The 16,639-nt window shown below is 65.8% G+C and carries 11 protein-coding genes; 8 read left to right on the top strand and 3 right to left on the bottom strand.

All coding sequences use genetic code 11. The features are described from left to right. Position 1: 1 nt before the first annotated feature. From rbbA to ftsH, 3 genes are all read right to left on the bottom strand, one after another. Positions 2-2,764, bottom strand: coding sequence for a ribosome-associated ATPase/putative transporter RbbA (gene rbbA / locus IED13_RS17185; protein WP_191124853.1), 2,763 nt, complete (start codon positions 2,762-2,764; stop codon positions 2-4). Then, entirely contained in the window at positions 2,754-3,740 is a 987-nt protein-coding gene (locus tag IED13_RS17180) for an HlyD family secretion protein (protein ID WP_159602293.1), read from the bottom strand. Before IED13_RS17180 ends, rbbA begins: the two co-directional genes overlap by 11 nt. A 63-nt stretch (positions 3,741-3,803) precedes the next feature. Beyond that, entirely contained in the window at positions 3,804-5,687 is a 1,884-nt protein-coding gene (gene ftsH / locus IED13_RS17175; protein ID WP_248312632.1) for an ATP-dependent zinc metalloprotease FtsH, read from the bottom strand. Between the two features lie 418 nt (positions 5,688-6,105). Here ftsH and IED13_RS17170 point away from each other — a divergent pair, with 418 nt between their 5' ends. The 8 genes from IED13_RS17170 (at position 6,106) to IED13_RS17135 (ending at position 16,370) form a co-directional block, all read left to right on the top strand. Continuing rightward, positions 6,106-7,134, top strand: coding sequence for a ribose-phosphate pyrophosphokinase (locus IED13_RS17170; RefSeq protein ID WP_191124852.1), 1,029 nt, complete (start codon positions 6,106-6,108; stop codon positions 7,132-7,134). A 48-nt stretch (positions 7,135-7,182) separates the two neighbouring features. Continuing rightward, positions 7,183-9,552, top strand: coding sequence for a phosphoketolase family protein (locus IED13_RS17165; protein ID WP_191124851.1), 2,370 nt, complete (start codon positions 7,183-7,185; stop codon positions 9,550-9,552). An 8-nt stretch (positions 9,553-9,560) separates the two neighbouring features. Beyond that, the gene (locus IED13_RS17160) at positions 9,561-10,919 is read left to right on the top strand and encodes an MBL fold metallo-hydrolase RNA specificity domain-containing protein (RefSeq protein WP_191124850.1); all 1,359 of its coding nucleotides are present in this window, start codon (positions 9,561-9,563) and stop codon (positions 10,917-10,919) included. Further along, a complete protein-coding gene (locus IED13_RS17155; protein WP_449727645.1) occupies positions 10,874-12,442 on the top strand; it encodes a thymidine phosphorylase family protein in 1,569 nt (522 codons plus the stop codon). The genes IED13_RS17160 and IED13_RS17155 overlap by 46 nt, the downstream gene beginning before the upstream one ends. A 20-nt stretch (positions 12,443-12,462) precedes the next feature. Continuing rightward, a complete protein-coding gene (locus IED13_RS17150) occupies positions 12,463-12,963 on the top strand; it encodes a cytochrome b (protein WP_260368543.1) in 501 nt (166 codons plus the stop codon). 43 nt (positions 12,964-13,006) lie between these two features. After that, positions 13,007-14,284, top strand: coding sequence for an MgtC/SapB family protein (locus tag IED13_RS17145; RefSeq protein WP_191124848.1), 1,278 nt, complete (start codon positions 13,007-13,009; stop codon positions 14,282-14,284). Between the two features lie 128 nt (positions 14,285-14,412). After that, entirely contained in the window at positions 14,413-14,790 is a 378-nt protein-coding gene (locus tag IED13_RS17140) for a hypothetical protein (RefSeq protein WP_191124847.1), read from the top strand. A 95-nt stretch (positions 14,791-14,885) separates the two neighbouring features. Further along, complete coding sequence (locus IED13_RS17135) at positions 14,886-16,370, top strand: multicopper oxidase family protein (RefSeq protein WP_191124846.1); 1,485 nt, start codon at positions 14,886-14,888, stop codon at positions 16,368-16,370. The last annotated feature ends 269 nt before the right edge of the window (positions 16,371-16,639 follow it).

Raw genomic sequence — 16,639 nt, 5'->3', positions numbered from 1 at the left:
GCTACGCCCCCTGCTTGCGGATCAACAGCCGCGCCAGCAGCAGGAAGCCGAGCCCGAACGCCATCAGCACGAGAAGCTCGCGGGCGAAGGCAGGCGTGTCGAGACCCTTGGCGAACACCCCGAGGCTGATCGTCTGAAACCACAGCGCCGGGAAGGACAGCCCCATGATGCGCCCCGGCCCCTCGAGCGAAGAGGCGGGGATCAGGAATCCCGAATAATGCGCTGCGGTCATGGCCGTCAGGATGGCGGTGCCGAATATCGCCGCTACTTGCGTGGAGACGAAAGCCGAGACCAGAAGCCCGAAGGCCGTGGCGGCGAAAACATAGACGAGGGCTGCGAGCGACAGCGCAAGCAGCGAGCCCTTCGGCACCACGCCGAGCACGCCGCCGGCGAAAACCAGCAGACTGAGATAGCTCAGGACGCCGATCGCGACATAAGGGAGCTGCTTGCCCAGCAGATACTCGCCGACCGTCGCCGGCGACGCGTAGACATTCGCGATCGACCCCATCTCCTTCTCCCGCACGACGCCAAGGGCCGTCAGCATCGCTGGGAAGATGATCAGCAGCAGCATGATCGATCCCGGCGTGATCGCGAAGACAGAGCGGAAGTCCTGATTGTAACGAAAGCGCGGCTCAACCCGCAGCGTCTCGGCCGGCAGCCCGTTGGCGCTTCGCGCGGCGCGCGCGAGCTCGCCGGCATAGGTCCGAAGCGTGCCAAGAATGTAGGCGCGCGCGGTCTCGGCGGGGAAGGTGTTGCCGCCGTCAAGCCAGAAGCCGACTTCAGGTCGGTGGCCTTGCAACAAGTCGCGGCCGAAGCCCGGCGGAATGTCGATCGCGAATTTCAGTTCGCCAGCACGCAGGCGTCGGTCGATCTCGACATCCTCGTTCAGGCGTGCCTGCTCGACGAAGTACCGCGAATTCGAGAATTGGTCGAGGAAAGCCCGGCTTTCCAGCGACTGGTCGCGGTCGAGCACCGCGTAGCGCAGACCTTCGATGTCGAAGGAAATCCCGTAGCCGAAGGCGGCCATGAGCACGAGCGGACCAATCAGCGCGAAGGCCAGCCGGATGCGATCCCGGCTGAGCTCGAGCGCCTCGCGGCGCGCGAATGTCCATATCCGCTTCATGGAAGCGAGCCTCGGCCTCTGCACCGCCATGGCATCGTCGTTCCGCGTCGCTGAGCCGGGCTCGACGGCGCTGCGCGCATCTTCCACAGCCGCCTCTTCGGCCCCGGCCGCAGCCGCGTCCTCCAGATAGGCGACGAAGGCATCCTCGAGGCTCGCGGCGCCCCGCGCGGCCTGGAGTTCGCGTGGCGCGCCGACCGCCAGCACGCGGCCCGCATGCATGAGAGAGACGCGGTCGCAACGCTCGGCCTCGTTCATGAAATGCGTCGAGATGAAGATCGTCACCCCGTCGCGGCGCGACATCTCGAGCAGCAGGTTCCAGAAGCGGTCGCGCGCCGCCGGATCGACGCCCGAGGTGGGCTCGTCCAGGATGAGGACATCGGGACGATGCAGGCATGCCGCCGCCAGCTGGAGGCGCTGGCGCATGCCCAACGGCAAGGCGTCCGGCAGCGTCTCGGCGACATCACCGAGTTCGAAGCGCGACAAGGCCTCCTCGACCCGCTCACCCAGCCCCTTGCCGCCGATGCCGCACAGCCGCCCGTGCAGTTCGAGATTGCCGCGCACGGTCAGTTCTTCGTAGAGGGAGAAGGATTGCGAGACGTAGCCGATGCGCGTCCTCGTCGAGATGTCGCGCGCATCGACCGGTTTGCCCAGGAGCTCGGCACGTCCTTCGGTTGCCGGAAGCAGCCCGGTCAGCATTTTCATCGTCGTCGTCTTGCCGCAGCCATTGGAGCCGAGGAAGCCGAAGATCTCGCCGCGGTCGATGCGAAAGCTCACATGATCGACCGCGGTGAAATCGCCAAAGCGCATCGTCAGGCCCTCGGCCACGATGGCAGGCGGTCCGCCATCCGCTTCGAGACGTGGTGCGGAGGCCGCAACCCGCGCCCCACGCCGCTCCGGGCGCTGCAGCTCGATATAGGCTTGTTCGAGCGTGGCGGCGCCGGTGCGCGCAAGAAGCTCCGCCTGGCTCCCGTCGGCGATGATCGCGCCATCGTCGATCGCCACGATGCGATCGAAGGCCCCGGCCTCCTCCATATAGGCCGTTGCCACGATCACCGTCATAGTCGGCCGCTCGGCCTGGATGCGCGCGATCAAGGTCCAGAACTGGCGGCGCGACAGTGGGTCGATGCCGGTCGTCGGCTCGTCCAGGATGAGGAGATCGGGATAATGCACCAGTGCGCAGCACAGCCCGAGCTTCTGCTTCATCCCGCCGGAGAGCTTTCCCGCTGGCCGATCGGCAAAGGCAAACAGCCCGGTGACCCGCATGAGCTCGGAGATACGCCCAGGCCGGCGCTCGTCCGGCTGGCTGTAGAGCCGGGCAAAGAAGTCGATGTTCTCGTAGACCGACAAGGTCGGATAAAGATTGCGTCCGAGCCCTTGCGGCATGTAGGCGATGCGGGGCGCAGCCTCGCTTCGGTGCGCCGCCGAGGCCATGTCGCCGCCCAGCACATTGACCGAACCGCGCTGAATGCGACGAACCCCCGCGATCAAGCCGAGTAACGTCGACTTGCCGACCCCGTCAGGACCGACAATCGCGAGCTTGCAGCCAGCAGGGATGGTCAGAGCCAGATCGCGAAGAGCGAGCACCTTCCCATAGGCATGCTGGACACCCGACAGGCTGACGGCGGCGGGGTCAGCCTCCATCGGGCAGCCTCGGCGCAAGCTCGGCCGGCCAATTCGCGTCTCCCGTCACCGGGACATAAGCGTTGCCGGTCATCCCCGCCTTCACATAGCCGCGCTCCGAGGCGACCAGCGCTGGGTCGATATGCAGCTTGACGCGATACATCAGCTTCTCGCGCTCGTTCGCCGTCTCGACGAATTTCGGCGTGAACTGCGCGTCGGCGGAGACGAAGGACACGGTCGCCGGTAGAACAAATCCGCCCGGACCATCCAGCACGAGGCGCGCCTGTGAGCCCACCGCCACGCGACCGGCGGAGGCCGTAGGAAGATAGATCGTCATATGCGCATCCGAGAGATCGAACACCGTCAGCACCCGACCTCCGGCGCCGACAACCTCGCCAGTTCGTGCCAGACGATACTCGACGCGGCCAGACACCGGCGCCCTCAAGGTCATGTCGGCGATGGCCGCCTCGATCTGATTGACCTGCGCCTCGGCGACTTCGACCGAGGCCTTCGCATCCTCGACCGCGGCCTTCGCGGTCTGCAATGAGGCCCGCGAGATGTCGCGTTGCGCCGTCCGGCGATCAAGCTCAGCCTGTGTCGATGTGTTGGTCCGCATGAGTTCAACCACACGCTGGAGCTCGACCTGCGCAAGATTGAGCTCGGCCTCGCGCAGCGCGACGCTCGCCTGTGCGCTGGCGACGCTCTGATGGCTGCGGTGCACAGCTGCGCGGGCCGCCGTCAGTTGCGCCTGGATCTCGCTCGTGTCGAGCCGCGCGAGCACATCACCCTTGCTGACATTGGCGCCCTCGTCGACCAGCACTTCCGCCAGACGCCCGGCATATTTGCTGGTGATGTCGACCCGCTCGACCTCAATCCTGCCGTTCACCCGCGCCAGGCCCGCCGGCACGCGGTTTTGCGTTCCAAGCCAATAGACATAGGCTCCGGCTGCCGCGGTCGCGACCAACACGGCGATGACGACAATGGGCGATCTGCGCACTTTATGGTCCCTCGAACAGCGAGCGCCCGCCAAGCAGGCCGATCCGGCGGTGTTTGATCCCCATCATTCGACCAGAGCGAGGCCTGGCCGTCCCGGCGCTTCGCGCTCGAGACCGGTGGTCAGCTTGGCAAGGTCATCGGGGCCCAGCGTTTCGTGCGCAAGAAGTTCGCGCGCGCTGCTATCCAGCACCGAACGGTTGCGCTCGAGGATCGACCGGGCCTTCTGGAAGGCCCGGTCGATCAGGTCTTTCACCATGTGGTCGATGGCCTCGGCCGTCTCATCGCTGTAGGTGCGCGGCCGCCAGATCGGGGTCTGGCCGACAAGGAAGCTGCCCGTCTCCGGCTCATAAGCGACCTGTCCGAGCTCCTTCGACATGCCGAACCGGACCACCATGTTGCGCGCGATGTCCGTCGCCTTGACGAGATCGTCCGCCGCGCCTGTCGAAATCTCGTCGAATACCAGGCTTTCGGCGGCCCGACCGCCAAGCAGCACCGCCATGCGATCCTGCAACTCGGACTGACTCATGAGAAAACGATCTTCGGTCGGCCGCTGCAGCGTGTAACCGAGTGCCGCGATGCCGCGCGGGATGATCGAGACCTTCTGCACGACGTCGGTCTGCGGCAGCGCCATGGCGACGAGCGCATGACCCATCTCGTGATGCGCCACGATCTGCCGCTCGCGCGGAATGAGAATCCGGCTTTTCTTTTCCAGGCCCGCGACGATGCGTTCCACGGCCTGCGTGAAATCGTCGAGCACGGTGGTGCTCGCGCTGCGGCGGGTGGCGACCAGCGCGGCCTCGTTGACGAGATTGGCGAGATCAGCGCCGGTGAAGCCTGGCGTGAGCGCGGCAACCGCTGCCACATCGAGTTCCGACGCCGCGCTGATCTTCTTCAAGTGCACGTTGAGGATGTCGATGCGGCCCTGACGGTCGGGGCGGTCGACCAAGACCTGACGATCGAAGCGGCCCGCCCGCAGCAGCGCCGGATCGAGAATCTCGGGCCGGTTCGTCGCGGCCAGCACGACGATGCCGACGCTCGGGTCGAAGCCGTCCATCTCGGCGAGCAGCTGATTGAGCGTCTGCTCCTTCTCGTCATGTCCGCCGCCGGGCATATCGACGCCGCGGGCGCGGCCGAGCGCGTCGAGTTCGTCGATGAAGACGATGGCCGGGGCTTGCTCGCGCGCCTGTTGGAACAGGTCGCGCACGCGCGAAGCACCGACGCCGACGAACATCTCGACGAATTCGGACCCGGTGATCGAGAAGAAGCGGACGCCCGATTCGCCGGCGACAGCGCGCGCCAGCAGCGTCTTGCCCGTCCCCGGCGGTCCAACGAGAAGCAAGCCCTTGGGGATGCGCGCGCCGAGGCGGCCATAGGTCGCCGGGTCCTTGAGGAAGCCCACGACTTCGGCCAGCTCTTGCTTGGCTTCATCGACGCCCGCCACATCGGCGAATGTCACCTTCACGGACTTCTCGGCATAGACCTTGGCGCGGCTGCGCCCGATGCTCATCAGTCCGCCATGCTGCCCGGCCATCATCGGGCGCAACAGGAACATCCAGATCAGCACGAACATCGCCGCCGGCATCAACCACGACAGCAGGTTTTCGAAGAGGCCCGGCGCCGGTTTCCCGGAGAAGGAGATGGTGCGCTTGGTTAGCACGTCGGCGATCTGCGGATCGACGCGAACCGTGGAGAAATGCTGGGGGGCGTCCTTCTCGATCGGCGGCTTGTACGCGCCGGTGATCTCCGTCGGTCCGACGACCAGGTCGGTGACGCCGTCCTTTTCGATCAGGCCCTGGAATTCGCTGTACGGGATGACCTTGATGTGACCCTGGCCGACAAGCAGGTCCCGGATCAGCAGAACGGCGAAGAAGACCGCAATGAAGTACATGATGTCGAACTTGAAGACCCGCTTGGCGGGCGCTTTATCGTCATTCTCCATCGGCCGCATTCCCGTACTTCTTTGCCGCGCGACGGGCTGATGCGGTTGATACCATCAACCAGGCACGGCATCATTCGACGCATCTGTGAGCGTCTGGGCCTACAGAGGTTCGCTGCTGAAGGCGAAACCCGAGCCCCGCTCGGCCCTGAAAATGCGCGCCCGGGACGGCCGAAACTTTAACTCAGATCAAGATTGCGTTCGGAAAGTCGCTCACCATCAAACGATATGCACGCCATCGCGCACGAGCGGAAATGCCGCTCGAACGTGTGCGCCGGGCCGGCACACAACGGCGAGAACTTAATCTCGATTAAAGAATCGAGCGGCCGCGCGGGCTTTATCGACAGCCTGTATTCGCCTTTGCGCAAGAAATCATGAAGCCTCGCCAACCTCCCGATGCAGGCCGAGACGAAACGACGAAAGACGAAGAATGGCCACTGCCCCAGCCCAGAAGATTTCCCCCCACGTCATCATTGCTCTTCCCGGCAACGAGGCTTTTGCGCAAGCGCTCGCCGACGCCGGCGCCGGCGAGCTGGGCGCGATCGAAACCCGCAACTTCCCGGATGGCGAAACCTATGTGCGCCTCGCCACGGACGTGGCGGGAAAAGCGGTGCTGCTGGTTTCGACGCTGGCGCGCCCCGACGAGGGATTCCTCCGGCTCGTCTTTCTTGCCGACGCGGCGCGGTCGCTCGGCGCGTCCACGGTCACCTTGGTCGCTCCCTATCTCGCCTATATGCGGCAGGATCGCCGTTTTCAGCCGGGCGAGGCCATCACGTCACGAACCTTCGCGCGCCTGATATCCTCCAGCTTCGACCGGCTCGTCACCGTCGATCCCCATCTGCACCGCTATCCGGCCCTTTCGGCGCTTTATGAGATCCCGGCGCTGACGCTGCATGCCGCGCCTCTTCTGGCGGACTGGATCGCCGCGTCGATCGCCAAGCCGCTCGTCATCGGCCCGGACGAGGAGAGCGAGCAATGGGTCTCCGCGATCGCGGCGCGGATCGGGGCGCCGCACGCGGTGCTACGCAAGATCCGGCATGGCGATCGCGACGTCGAGATCGCGTTGCCGGACCTTTCGCAATGGAACGGGTTGCAGCCCGTTCTGGTCGACGACATCGCTTCGTCCGGCAACACCCTCATCGAAGCGGCAAGCAAGCTGACCCCGCTCGGATTTGCCCGCCCCGACGTCGCCGTCGTGCACGGTATCTTCGCCGGCGACTCGTATGAGCGGCTGGCGCCGCTTTGCGGCAGGATCGTCTCCTCCGACTCCGTCAGCCACCCGACCAACGCGATCGGGCTCTCGGGGCTGATCGCCGAGGCGCTTGCGGCCGCCGACGCGCCCGATCCCGAACTTGTCCGTCATCGACGCCCGCCCGAGCCGGTCGATGACGTCGAACGCGCCGGCATCGATACCTTTCCTGCAAGCGACCCTCCGCCCTGGACCGGCGGGGTCGCATGAGGCGGTCGATATCCAGAAAGCAGATCCATCCAGCAAAGGCAGCAGCGCATGGCCGATACGACGTCATCAGCCTTCGAACACTGGCGCGCCGGCTACGGCCCGATCACGCATAGCGACGAGACGGTCCAGCGCATTCGCGCGCTCGCGCAGTCGCCCAAGCTGAACCCGGACGTGTTCTACCGCCTGCTCGCCGCCGCCGACCGGTTGGCTTCCGCGGCGATGTGGACGGTCGTCCACATGACCTATGCCAAGCGCGTCGACCTATCCGGCGCGGCGTTACCAGCCGAGGCCTTCAAGGCCGCGCCGGAAGGGCATACCGGCGGATCGCTGAACATGGTGCCCGCCTTTGTCGGCTATCTCACCGCGAACGCAATCTCGGCCACCACCCGCTCCTGGCTTATGGGACAGGGCCATTGCGTGGCCGCGATCGAGGCGATCAACACGCTCACAGGCGATGTCTCCGATGCGCAGAAGGGACGATATGACCGTAGCGAGACGGGCCTGTCCCAGCTTGCCGCCGATTTCTACTCCTACGCCATCGATGCCGACGGCCGCCCGGCGGTGCCGATCGGCAGCCACGCCGGGCCGAACACGGCCGGCGCCATCTCCGAGGGAGGCTATCTCGGCTTCGCCGAGGTCCAGTATGTCCATGCGCCGCTGCCGGGAGAGAGTCTGGTCGCCTTTCTAAGCGATGGCGCCTTCGAGGAGCAGCGCGGCTCTGACTGGACGGCGCGCTGGTGGCGCGCAGAGGATAGCGGCCTCGTGGTGCCGATCATGATCCTGAATGGGCGACGCATCGAGGAGCGAGCGCAGATCGCGCAGCAGGGCGGCGCGGAGTGGCTCGCCGATCATCTCAGGCTCAACGGCTTCGATCCCTTCGGCATCGACGGCAAAGACCCGGCGGCCTTCGTCTGGGCGATCCTGACAGCCGAGGAACGCCTCGGCCGGTTTATCGCCGATCCGGCCCGCGCCTATCCCGCCCCTATCCCCTATGTCATTGCCGAGACGGTGAAGGGCTTCGGCTTTCCGGGCGCCGGAACGAACGCGGCGCACAACCTGCCACTCTCCGCGAACCCCTCGCGTGACGCCGCTGCCCGCAAGGCCTTCAATGACGCGGCGCGAGCCCTGTTCGTAACCCCTGACGACATCGAGGCGGCGGTTGCTGCTATCGCCGTCCATGGAAAGCAGAACCGGCCAGCGGAGAGCCGCCACCCGCTCGCGGTTCGTCATCCGGCAGGGCCGGACCTGCCTGCGCCGGGTTGGACCGAGATCGGCGCGCCGGCCGATTGCGCCATGCATGCGCTCGATCGCTGGTTCGTGCGTCTCGTCGACGCCAATCCCGCCCTGCGGGTGCGCGTCGGCAATCCCGATGAGCTGAGCTCCAATCATATGGGGGCGACCCTTGAGCGACTGCGCCATCGCGTCAACGCGCCGGAGACGGGCGTCGCCGAAGCACGCGAGGGCGGCGTGATCACGGCGCTGAACGAGGAGGCGGTCGCCGGCGCACCGCTTGCGAACAAAGGCGGTCTCAACCTCATCGTCAGCTACGAAGCCTTTGCGATGAAGATGCTCGGCGGCCTGCGGCAGGAGATCGTGTTCGCCCGCCGCCAGCGTGAGGACGGCAAGGAGCCAGGCTGGATTTCGGTGCCGCTGGTCGTCACCTCGCACACCTGGGAGAACGCGAAGAACGAGCAGTCACACCAGGACCCGACGCTCGGCGAGGCGCTTCTCGGCGAGATGTCCGATACGGCGCGCGTGCTGTTTCCCGTCGACGCCAACAGCACCGTCGCCACCATGGCGTCGGTCTTCGGCGGCCGCGGACAGGTCGCCGGCGTGATCGTCTCCAAGCGTGACATGCCGCATCGTTTCGACAGCGAGGCCGCGACCCGCTTCGTCGCCGATGGCGCCGCCCCGATCGAAGGGCAGACTCAGGATGCGCAATTGCAGATCGTTGCGATTGGCGCCTATCAGCTCGAAGAGGCGCTCAAGGCCGCGCGTCGTCTGAAAGAGCACGGGCGGCGGGTTCTGGTGACGGCGATCAACGAACCGGGCCGCTTCCGTATCCCGCGCGACCCGATCGAGGCGCGCTTCGTCGTGACGAACGACGCGCTGAACCGCCTCTTCCCTGACGGCGTTCCGCGGCTGATCGTATCGCACACGCGGCCCGAACCGATGCTCGGCCTCTTGCGACGGCTCGACGGCGGGCCGAAGCAAACCGCGGCCCGCGGCTATATCAGCCGTGGCGGCACGCTCGACGTCGCCGGCATGCTGTTCGCCAACCGCTGCTCATGGGCGCATCTGATCGAAGCAGCTGCTCCATTGGCCGGGTGGTCGCGTGAGGAGTTTCTGACGATCACCGAACGCAACGCCATCGATGGGAAAGGTTCACCCGCCGATCTGTCCACCCCCACGCATTGAAGGACGACATGCTGACACTCACCTCCCTCGGCGGCGCAGGCACCGTCACCGGTTCGAAACATCTCCTTGCCAACGGCGACAAGCGCATCCTGATCGACTGCGGTCTGTTTCAGGGCCTCAAGAATCTGCGCGAGCTGAACTGGGAGCCGCTGCCGATCGCGCCGGCGAGCATTGACGCCGTCATCCTGACGCACGCTCATCTCGACCATTCGGGCTATCTTCCGAAACTGGTGCGTGATGGCTTTCGCGGGAGGATCTACGCGACGTCCGCGACGCGCGATGTGTCGGAGCTCATCCTGAAGGACAGCGGGCACCTTCAGGAGAAAGACGCCGAATACGCCAACCGTAAGGGCTTCTCGAAGCACAAGCCGGCGCTCGCGCTCTACGGCATCCATGATGCAGAGCGCAGCCTCGAGTTCTTTTCGACTGTGCCCTTCGACAAGCCGGTCAAGCTGCCTTTCGGCGCGACGCTCACCTTCCGCCACGCCGGTCACATCCTGGGCGCCGCGACCGCCGAGGTCGAATGGGGTGGGCGGCGCATCGCCTTCTCCGGCGATCTCGGCCGCTATGACGATCCGGTTCTCCCCGATCCGGTCCCGGCGCCGGAGGCGGATTACGTTCTGATCGAGTCGACCTATGGCAACCGCGTTCACGATCCCGCCGATCCGACCGAAGCACTCGGCGCTGTCGTCGAACGGACGATCGCGCGCGGCGGGACGATCGTCGTTCCCGCCTTCGCCGTCGGACGCGCCCAGTCGCTGCTTTACCATCTGTGGAAGCTCAAGACGGCCGGGCGCCTGTCGAAGGTGCCGATCTATCTCGACAGTCCGATGGCGATCGACGCTACCGACCTTCTCCATGCCCATCGCGAGGATCATCGTCTGACGCCGGAGCAATGCAAGGAGGTCTGCGCGATCGCCACTTACACGCGCGACGTCGACGGCTCTAAGGGCATTACGGCAAGCCCCTACCCCAAGGTGGTGATCTCGGCGAGCGGCATGGCGACCGGCGGGCGCGTCCTTCATCACCTGAAGGCCTTCGCTCCCGACGCCCGCAATACGATCCTGTTCTCCGGTTTCCAGGCGGCCGGCACGCGCGGCCGGGCCATGCTGCAAGGCGCGCAGGAGACCAAGATCCATGGCGAGTGGATTCCGGTCCGCGCCGCGGTCGAAGAGCTGTCGATGCTCTCGGCCCATGCCGATTCCAACGAGCTCATGCGATGGCTCTCGGGCTTCCGGCGGCCGCCATCTCGTGTCTTCATCGTGCACGGCGAGGACGAGGGCTCCGAAGCCTTGCGCGTTCGCGTCGACCGGGAGCTCAAATGGAGCGCCGTCGTTCCCCGGCAGAACCAGAAGTTCGATCTATGACGCCTGCCGACACCACGATTCCTGCCCAACCGACGCTGCGGGTCCGCCGCATCCGCCTGCACACGCAGCACCAGGCAGTGGTTGTCATGCGGACCGATTGTCACGTCTGCCGATCGGAAGGCTTGTCGGCCCGCTCGCAGGTACTGGTCTCGAACGGCAAGGGCGAAGTACAGGCGACCTTGTTCCAGGTCGATGGCGACGACCTCATCGCCATCGATGAGGTCGGCCTCTCCGAGACCGCGTGGGAACGGCTCGGCCTCAAAGACGGTGATGCGGTCCGTGTCAGCCATGCGCCCGCGATCGACTCTCTCGCCAGCGTGCGTCAGCGTATCTATGGCAATCGGCTCGACGCACGCGCCTTTGTCGACATCCTGCGGGACGTGGTTGCCGGACGCTATACGGAGGTCCACCTTGCGGCCTTTCTGACCGCGAGCGCGGCCCTACCGCTCGACGAGAACGAGACCGCCGATCTGACCGGCGCCATGGTGGATGTCGGCGAGCGGATGCGATGGGACGCGTCGATCGTCGTCGACAAGCACTGCGTCGGCGGCCTTCCCGGCAATCGGACAACGCCGATCGTGGTCGCGATCGTTGCAGCGAACGGCCTGGTCATGCCCAAAACCTCGTCACGCGCCATCACCTCCCCGGCCGGCACCGCCGACACGATGGAAACGCTGGCGCCGGTGGAGCTCGACATCGCCACGCTGAGGCGCGTCGTGGAGAGCGAAGGCGGCTGCGTCGCCTGGGGCGGCGCCGTGCATCTGAGCCCCGCCGACGATATCTTCGTGCGCGTCGAGCGCGAGCTCGACATCGACACCCAAGGCCAGCTCGTCGCCTCCGTGCTGTCCAAGAAGATCGCCGCGGGTTCGACCCATGTTGTGATCGACATTCCCGTCGGACCCACCGCCAAGGTGCGCAGCGAGGACGCCGCCAGCCGCTTGGCGGAGCGCTTGAGCGCCGTCGCGGCCCGCTTCAACCTCGCGACGACCTGCGTTCAGACCGATGGCTCACAGCCTGTCGGGCGCGGCATCGGGCCCGCGCTCGAGGCGCTGGACGTGCTTGCCGTGCTGAACAACGCAGCCGAGGCGCCCGACGATTTGCGTCGCCGCGCCGCCGCTCTGGCTGGAGCAGCACTTGAGATCGGCGGCAAGGCCGCGAAAGGACAAGGCCTCGACCTCGCGCTCGCAACGCTCGCCAGCGGCTGGGCCTGGTCGAAATTCGAGGCGATCTGCCAGGCCCAGGGCGGCCTTCGTGTGCCGCCGAAGGCCTCCTACATCCATCCGCTGACGGCTGCCCGTGCCGGTCGCGTGGTTTACATCAACAACCGCAAGCTCTCCCGGCTCGCCAAGCTCGCGGGTGCGCCGGAGGCGAAAGCGGCGGGCGTTCACATGGAGGTCAGGCTCGGCGACGAGATCGATCGCGGCCAGCCGCTCCTCCATGTCCACGCTGAGACGAGCGGTGAGCTCTCCTACGCGCTCGATTATGCCGCGCGCGCCGGCGACATCGTCGAGGTCGAGGCTTGAGATGGCGTTGGCCAAGGTCGATGCGTCGAGCACATCGACCGGACGGATTCCCTCTCGCTCATCGGCTCATGCATTGGACGGTGCTGCTTCTATGCCTCGTCCAGCTGCCAACGGCCTGGGCGATTCAGCGCACGCACATGGCGCATCTGTTCATGAAGCCGCGTCCCATCGACCTGTTTCTGCACCAAGTACATGCCTGGAGCGGTTGGGCGATTCTCTTCCTCGTGATGGCGCAACTTGTGCTGCGCTTCGCCTACGGTCGGCCAGCGCCCGTGCCGGGCTTGTCCCCTTTCGAGCGCATGAGTCCCGCCGCCATGCATGCGGCGCTCTATGCAGTTCTGGTCGCGCTGCCCGTCACCGGCACGATCGCCATGTATCTGACGTTCCGGATCGCGCCGGTTCACAGCCTGCTCAGCTGGACGCTCCTCGCTCTCGTCCTCCTTCACGCCGGCGCCGCGCTTTGGCACCATTTCTGGCGTCGCGACCAGGTTTTGTGGCGCATGATCCGAAAAGCGCGATGACGCTCGCCTCGCGCCAGAGCCGCCCGCCTTCGGGAGGTTGGCGATGGAATCGCTGATTGCGAAGCTCGGCCTTGCCCTCGCTATCGGCCTGCTGGTTGGCCTCGAGCGCGGGTGGCGCGAGCGCGACGCGCCGGATGGAACGCGCACGGCTGGTATCCGCACCTATGCGATCACAGGCCTGCTAGGCGGACTGTTCGCGACACTGGCCCGCAGCCTCGAGGCGCCGTCGGTGCTCATTGCGGGCCTGTTCGCTTTCACGGCTGTCTTTGCCTGGTACAAGAGCCGCGAAGCCGTCCATGATGCCGACTTCAGCGTAACCGGGGTCGTCGCTGGGCTCGGCGTGTTCGTCCTCGGCGCCCTGGCGGTCGTGGGCGACCACCGCGCCGCTGCCGCTGGGGGCACGGCGCTTGCCGTTCTTCTCGCCAGTCGCGATCTCCTCCATGGCTTGCTCAGACGCATCTCGTGGGTCGAGCTGCGCGCCGCGCTGGTGCTCGCTGTCATGACAGCGATTATTCTGCCCCTGCTTCCCGCAGAGCCGGTCGATCCCTGGGGCGGCTTCAACCCCCGCCAGGTTTGGCTGTTTACGGTGCTCACCGCCGCGATCTCCTTCCTCGGCTACATCGCCGTGCGAATCCTTGGCACCACAAGAGGTGTGCTCGTCGGCGGACTGGCGGGCGCAGTCGTCTCGTCCACGGCTGTCACCCTTGCATTGGCACGCGCGGCGGCGGCGGGGGAAAATCCTTGGCCACTTGCCGGCGCCGCGACACTCGCTTCCGCTGTCTCGGTCCTGCGCGTCGCCGGCATCGTGGCCATCGTCGCACCCGCGGTGCTCGGCGTCGCCGGCCTTGCTATTCTCGCAGCCGTCGCCGGTTTGGCGATATGCGGCGGCGTCTTCCTCACCCGTGGTCACCTTGCGGCGGCCGGCGACAATGCGCCGCGCAATCCCTTCGAGCTCGCGCCGCTTCTCGCGTTCGCGGCGCTGTTCGCCGTCGTCTCAACCGTCAGCGCTGCTGCGTCGGGATATGCCGCTGGAACGGTTGCGACGTCGGCAGTCTCGGGGACCTTCGATGTCGACGTTGCAGTTCTGAGCGCGCTGCGGCTTCTTGGACCGACAGCTGATCTCGAGACGGTCGGGCACGCTGTCCTGATCGCGCTTGCAACCAATGCCGCCAGCCGCCTGCTCGTCGCCGGTGCGACCGGTCCCATTCGCTTTTGGCTTCCTCTCGCAGTCGCCACCGCGCTGGCGGGCATGGCCGGCTTCGCAGCCTTCATGGCGCTACCGCACTTCGGTTGGCCCGGAGCGACGCCAGTCCTCCAGTGACAGAGACGGCCTGGACTCTGCTGACCCATCGGTGGCGATGCATAAGCAAACGCCCCGACAGATTGATCCCGATCAATCATGATTGAAGCGTGCTAAGATATCCTTCCAGAAATGGGTCCTCAAGGCAGATGAGTTTACTGGCCAGTGTTGTCGGTTGCATGAGAACGGCGCTGGTCGCCGTGCTCGTGCTCGCCTTGCTCGGCATGTCGGCCGCAAGCGCACACGCCATGCCCTGCCCGAACACGGGGCATTTGGTCGAGCACGCGTTGGGCAGCGATGGCGCGGGCAGTACTGTCGGCGTCCATTCTCGGACTGACGCCATCGACAAACTGGTCCCAACGCTCGCTGACCGCTGTTGCACATCGGTGTGCAGCCTTTGCAACGCGGCCGCAACCATGGGTTCGGATGAGAGGCCGCGGTCGATGTTGGTCAAGCATCAACTCGACCGTGGCGACCCGATCGCCGGCATTTTTGTCCGCCAGCCGCACAAACCTCCTCGACGCTGACCCAGCCCCCCGATGCTTCGGGGTTCGGCGCGCGCCCTCGTGGTGCGCTCAATCAGCACGCTTGGCCAATTCAGGCACGATGAGGATTTACGATCATGAATAGACGCAGTTTTCTCAACACCATGATGAGCGGCGCGGCCGCTCTCGGGACTGGCGCACTTGCTCGTCCCGCGATCGGCTGGGCGCAGACGCAGGCCGGCCGCTTACCCACCAAGCTCGCGGCCGCGAGCCGCACCATCGAGGTCAATGGCCGCGCCGCACGCGTCTTCGGCCTCATGCAACCCGATGGCACGCATGGCCTGACATTGGATGCGGAGGTGCTCTTCGACGTCGAGCTTACGAACGTGATCGGTCAACCGACGCTCATTCACTGGCACGGGCTGACGCCGCCGTGGGAGGCGGACGGCGTGCCGGACAACCCCTTGCCATTGCTCAAACCGGCAACCAGTCATCGCTACACGTTCCCCGTCGGCGATGGCGGGACGCACTGGATGCACGCCCACACGCTGCAGGAGCAGAATCTGCTCGCAGCCCCGCTTATCGTCCGCCGGGCCGCCGATCGGGCGCGCGACGAGCAGGAGGTCGTCATCCTCCTGCATGATTTCTCCTTCACACCCGTCGAAGAACTTCTCGCGCGGCTGCAACAAGGTCAAGGCCACGACGCGGGCAAGAAATCAGGCGATATGGCCGGCATGCCGATGACGAACCATTCCGGCAAGGGACATGGCGACATGGGCAAGATGTCGATGGGGGCGATGCCCGGCATGCAGATGGCCGGAATGGACCTCAACGACATCGACTACGATGCCTATCTCGCCAACGAGCGGACGCTCGACGACCCCGAAATCGTGCGCGTGGAAAAAGCCGGCCGCGTCCGCCTTCGCATCATCAACGGCGCAACCGCGACGGGCTTTACCATCGATACCGGCGCGCTCACGGGCACGCTTCTGGCTGTCGACGGCCAAGCCGTCGAACCGATCGTGGGTTCGAGCTTCCCGGTCAGCATGGGGCAGCGCCTTGACATCTCTCTCGCGCTGCCGACCGGCGAGGGCGCCTATCCCGTCCTTGCGCTGCGCGAGGGAGCTGCCGAACGAACGGGCGTGATCCTGGCCACCTCCCAATCCACCGTAAAACGCGTCGCCAAGGTAGGTGACGTGGCCGGGCCGATCGTCGGGGCCGACCTCGAGCAGCGACTGCGCGCGCAACATCCTCTGGAGGTGAAGCCGGCGGATCGCAGTTTCACGCTGACGCTGACCGGCCAGATGCAGAGCTATGCCTGGGCGATCGATGGCGGCGACGCACTGCGTGCCAGGCGCCGGCAGCGCATCGAGATCACCATGCGCAACGCATCGATGATGTCGCATCCGATGCACCTGCACGGCCATCATTTCCAGGTCACCGCCATCAACGGCGCGAAACTGGCCGGCGCGGTTCGCGATACCGTCCTCGTTCCGCCGGGGGCCTCGATGACGATCGCCTTCGACGCCAACAACCCCGGGACATGGCCATTGCATTGCCATCATCTCTATCACATGGCGACTGGGATGATGGCCTACGTCACCTATGACGACCTCGGCTGAGCCGCGAGAAACCCGATGCCGGCATCGTCGTCGGCATCGGGCAAGCGGCCAGCATTGAGTACTGAACCAAGCCCTGCAAGGGCGCGAGAAGATCAGCCGAAAAGCATTTCCTAGCTGATTTCACCAAGTATCAGCGGCCCTATCGGAGGGCGGCAACCTTAACTTCGATCAAAGATCATCGGCGCACACGCTGGCAAGCAGGTGATGTCCGCCGCCCCGGTCAAGAGACCGGCGCCGGGGCGATTGCCGCAACCCGTCGAGGAATACCT

It is taken from the genome of Allobosea spartocytisi (genome assembly GCF_014764685.1).
In the GTDB taxonomy this organism is placed as follows: Bacteria; Pseudomonadota; Alphaproteobacteria; order Rhizobiales; family Beijerinckiaceae; genus Allobosea; species Allobosea spartocytisi.
Note: the sequence above shows the minus strand (reverse complement) of the source record. Positions and strands in the feature narration are given on the sequence as shown.

Excerpts from the sequence above, each read along its gene's own strand:
- rbbA (WP_191124853.1), bottom strand. The coding sequence starts at position 2,764 with ATGGAGGCTGACCCCGCCGCCGTCAGCCTGTCGGGTGTCCAGCATGCC.
- ftsH (WP_248312632.1), bottom strand. The coding sequence starts at position 5,687 with ATGCGGCCGATGGAGAATGACGATAAAGCGCCCGCCAAGCGGGTCTTC.
- IED13_RS17170 (WP_191124852.1), top strand. The coding sequence starts at position 6,106 with ATGGCCACTGCCCCAGCCCAGAAGATTTCCCCCCACGTCATCATTGCT.
- IED13_RS17165 (WP_191124851.1), top strand. The coding sequence starts at position 7,183 with ATGGCCGATACGACGTCATCAGCCTTCGAACACTGGCGCGCCGGCTAC.
- IED13_RS17160 (WP_191124850.1), top strand. The coding sequence starts at position 9,561 with ATGCTGACACTCACCTCCCTCGGCGGCGCAGGCACCGTCACCGGTTCG.
- IED13_RS17155 (WP_449727645.1), top strand. The coding sequence starts at position 10,874 with ATGGAGCGCCGTCGTTCCCCGGCAGAACCAGAAGTTCGATCTATGACG.
- IED13_RS17150 (WP_260368543.1), top strand. The coding sequence starts at position 12,463 with ATGCGTCGAGCACATCGACCGGACGGATTCCCTCTCGCTCATCGGCTC.
- IED13_RS17145 (WP_191124848.1), top strand. The coding sequence starts at position 13,007 with ATGGAATCGCTGATTGCGAAGCTCGGCCTTGCCCTCGCTATCGGCCTG.
- IED13_RS17140 (WP_191124847.1), top strand. The coding sequence starts at position 14,413 with ATGAGTTTACTGGCCAGTGTTGTCGGTTGCATGAGAACGGCGCTGGTC.
- IED13_RS17135 (WP_191124846.1), top strand. The coding sequence starts at position 14,886 with ATGAATAGACGCAGTTTTCTCAACACCATGATGAGCGGCGCGGCCGCT.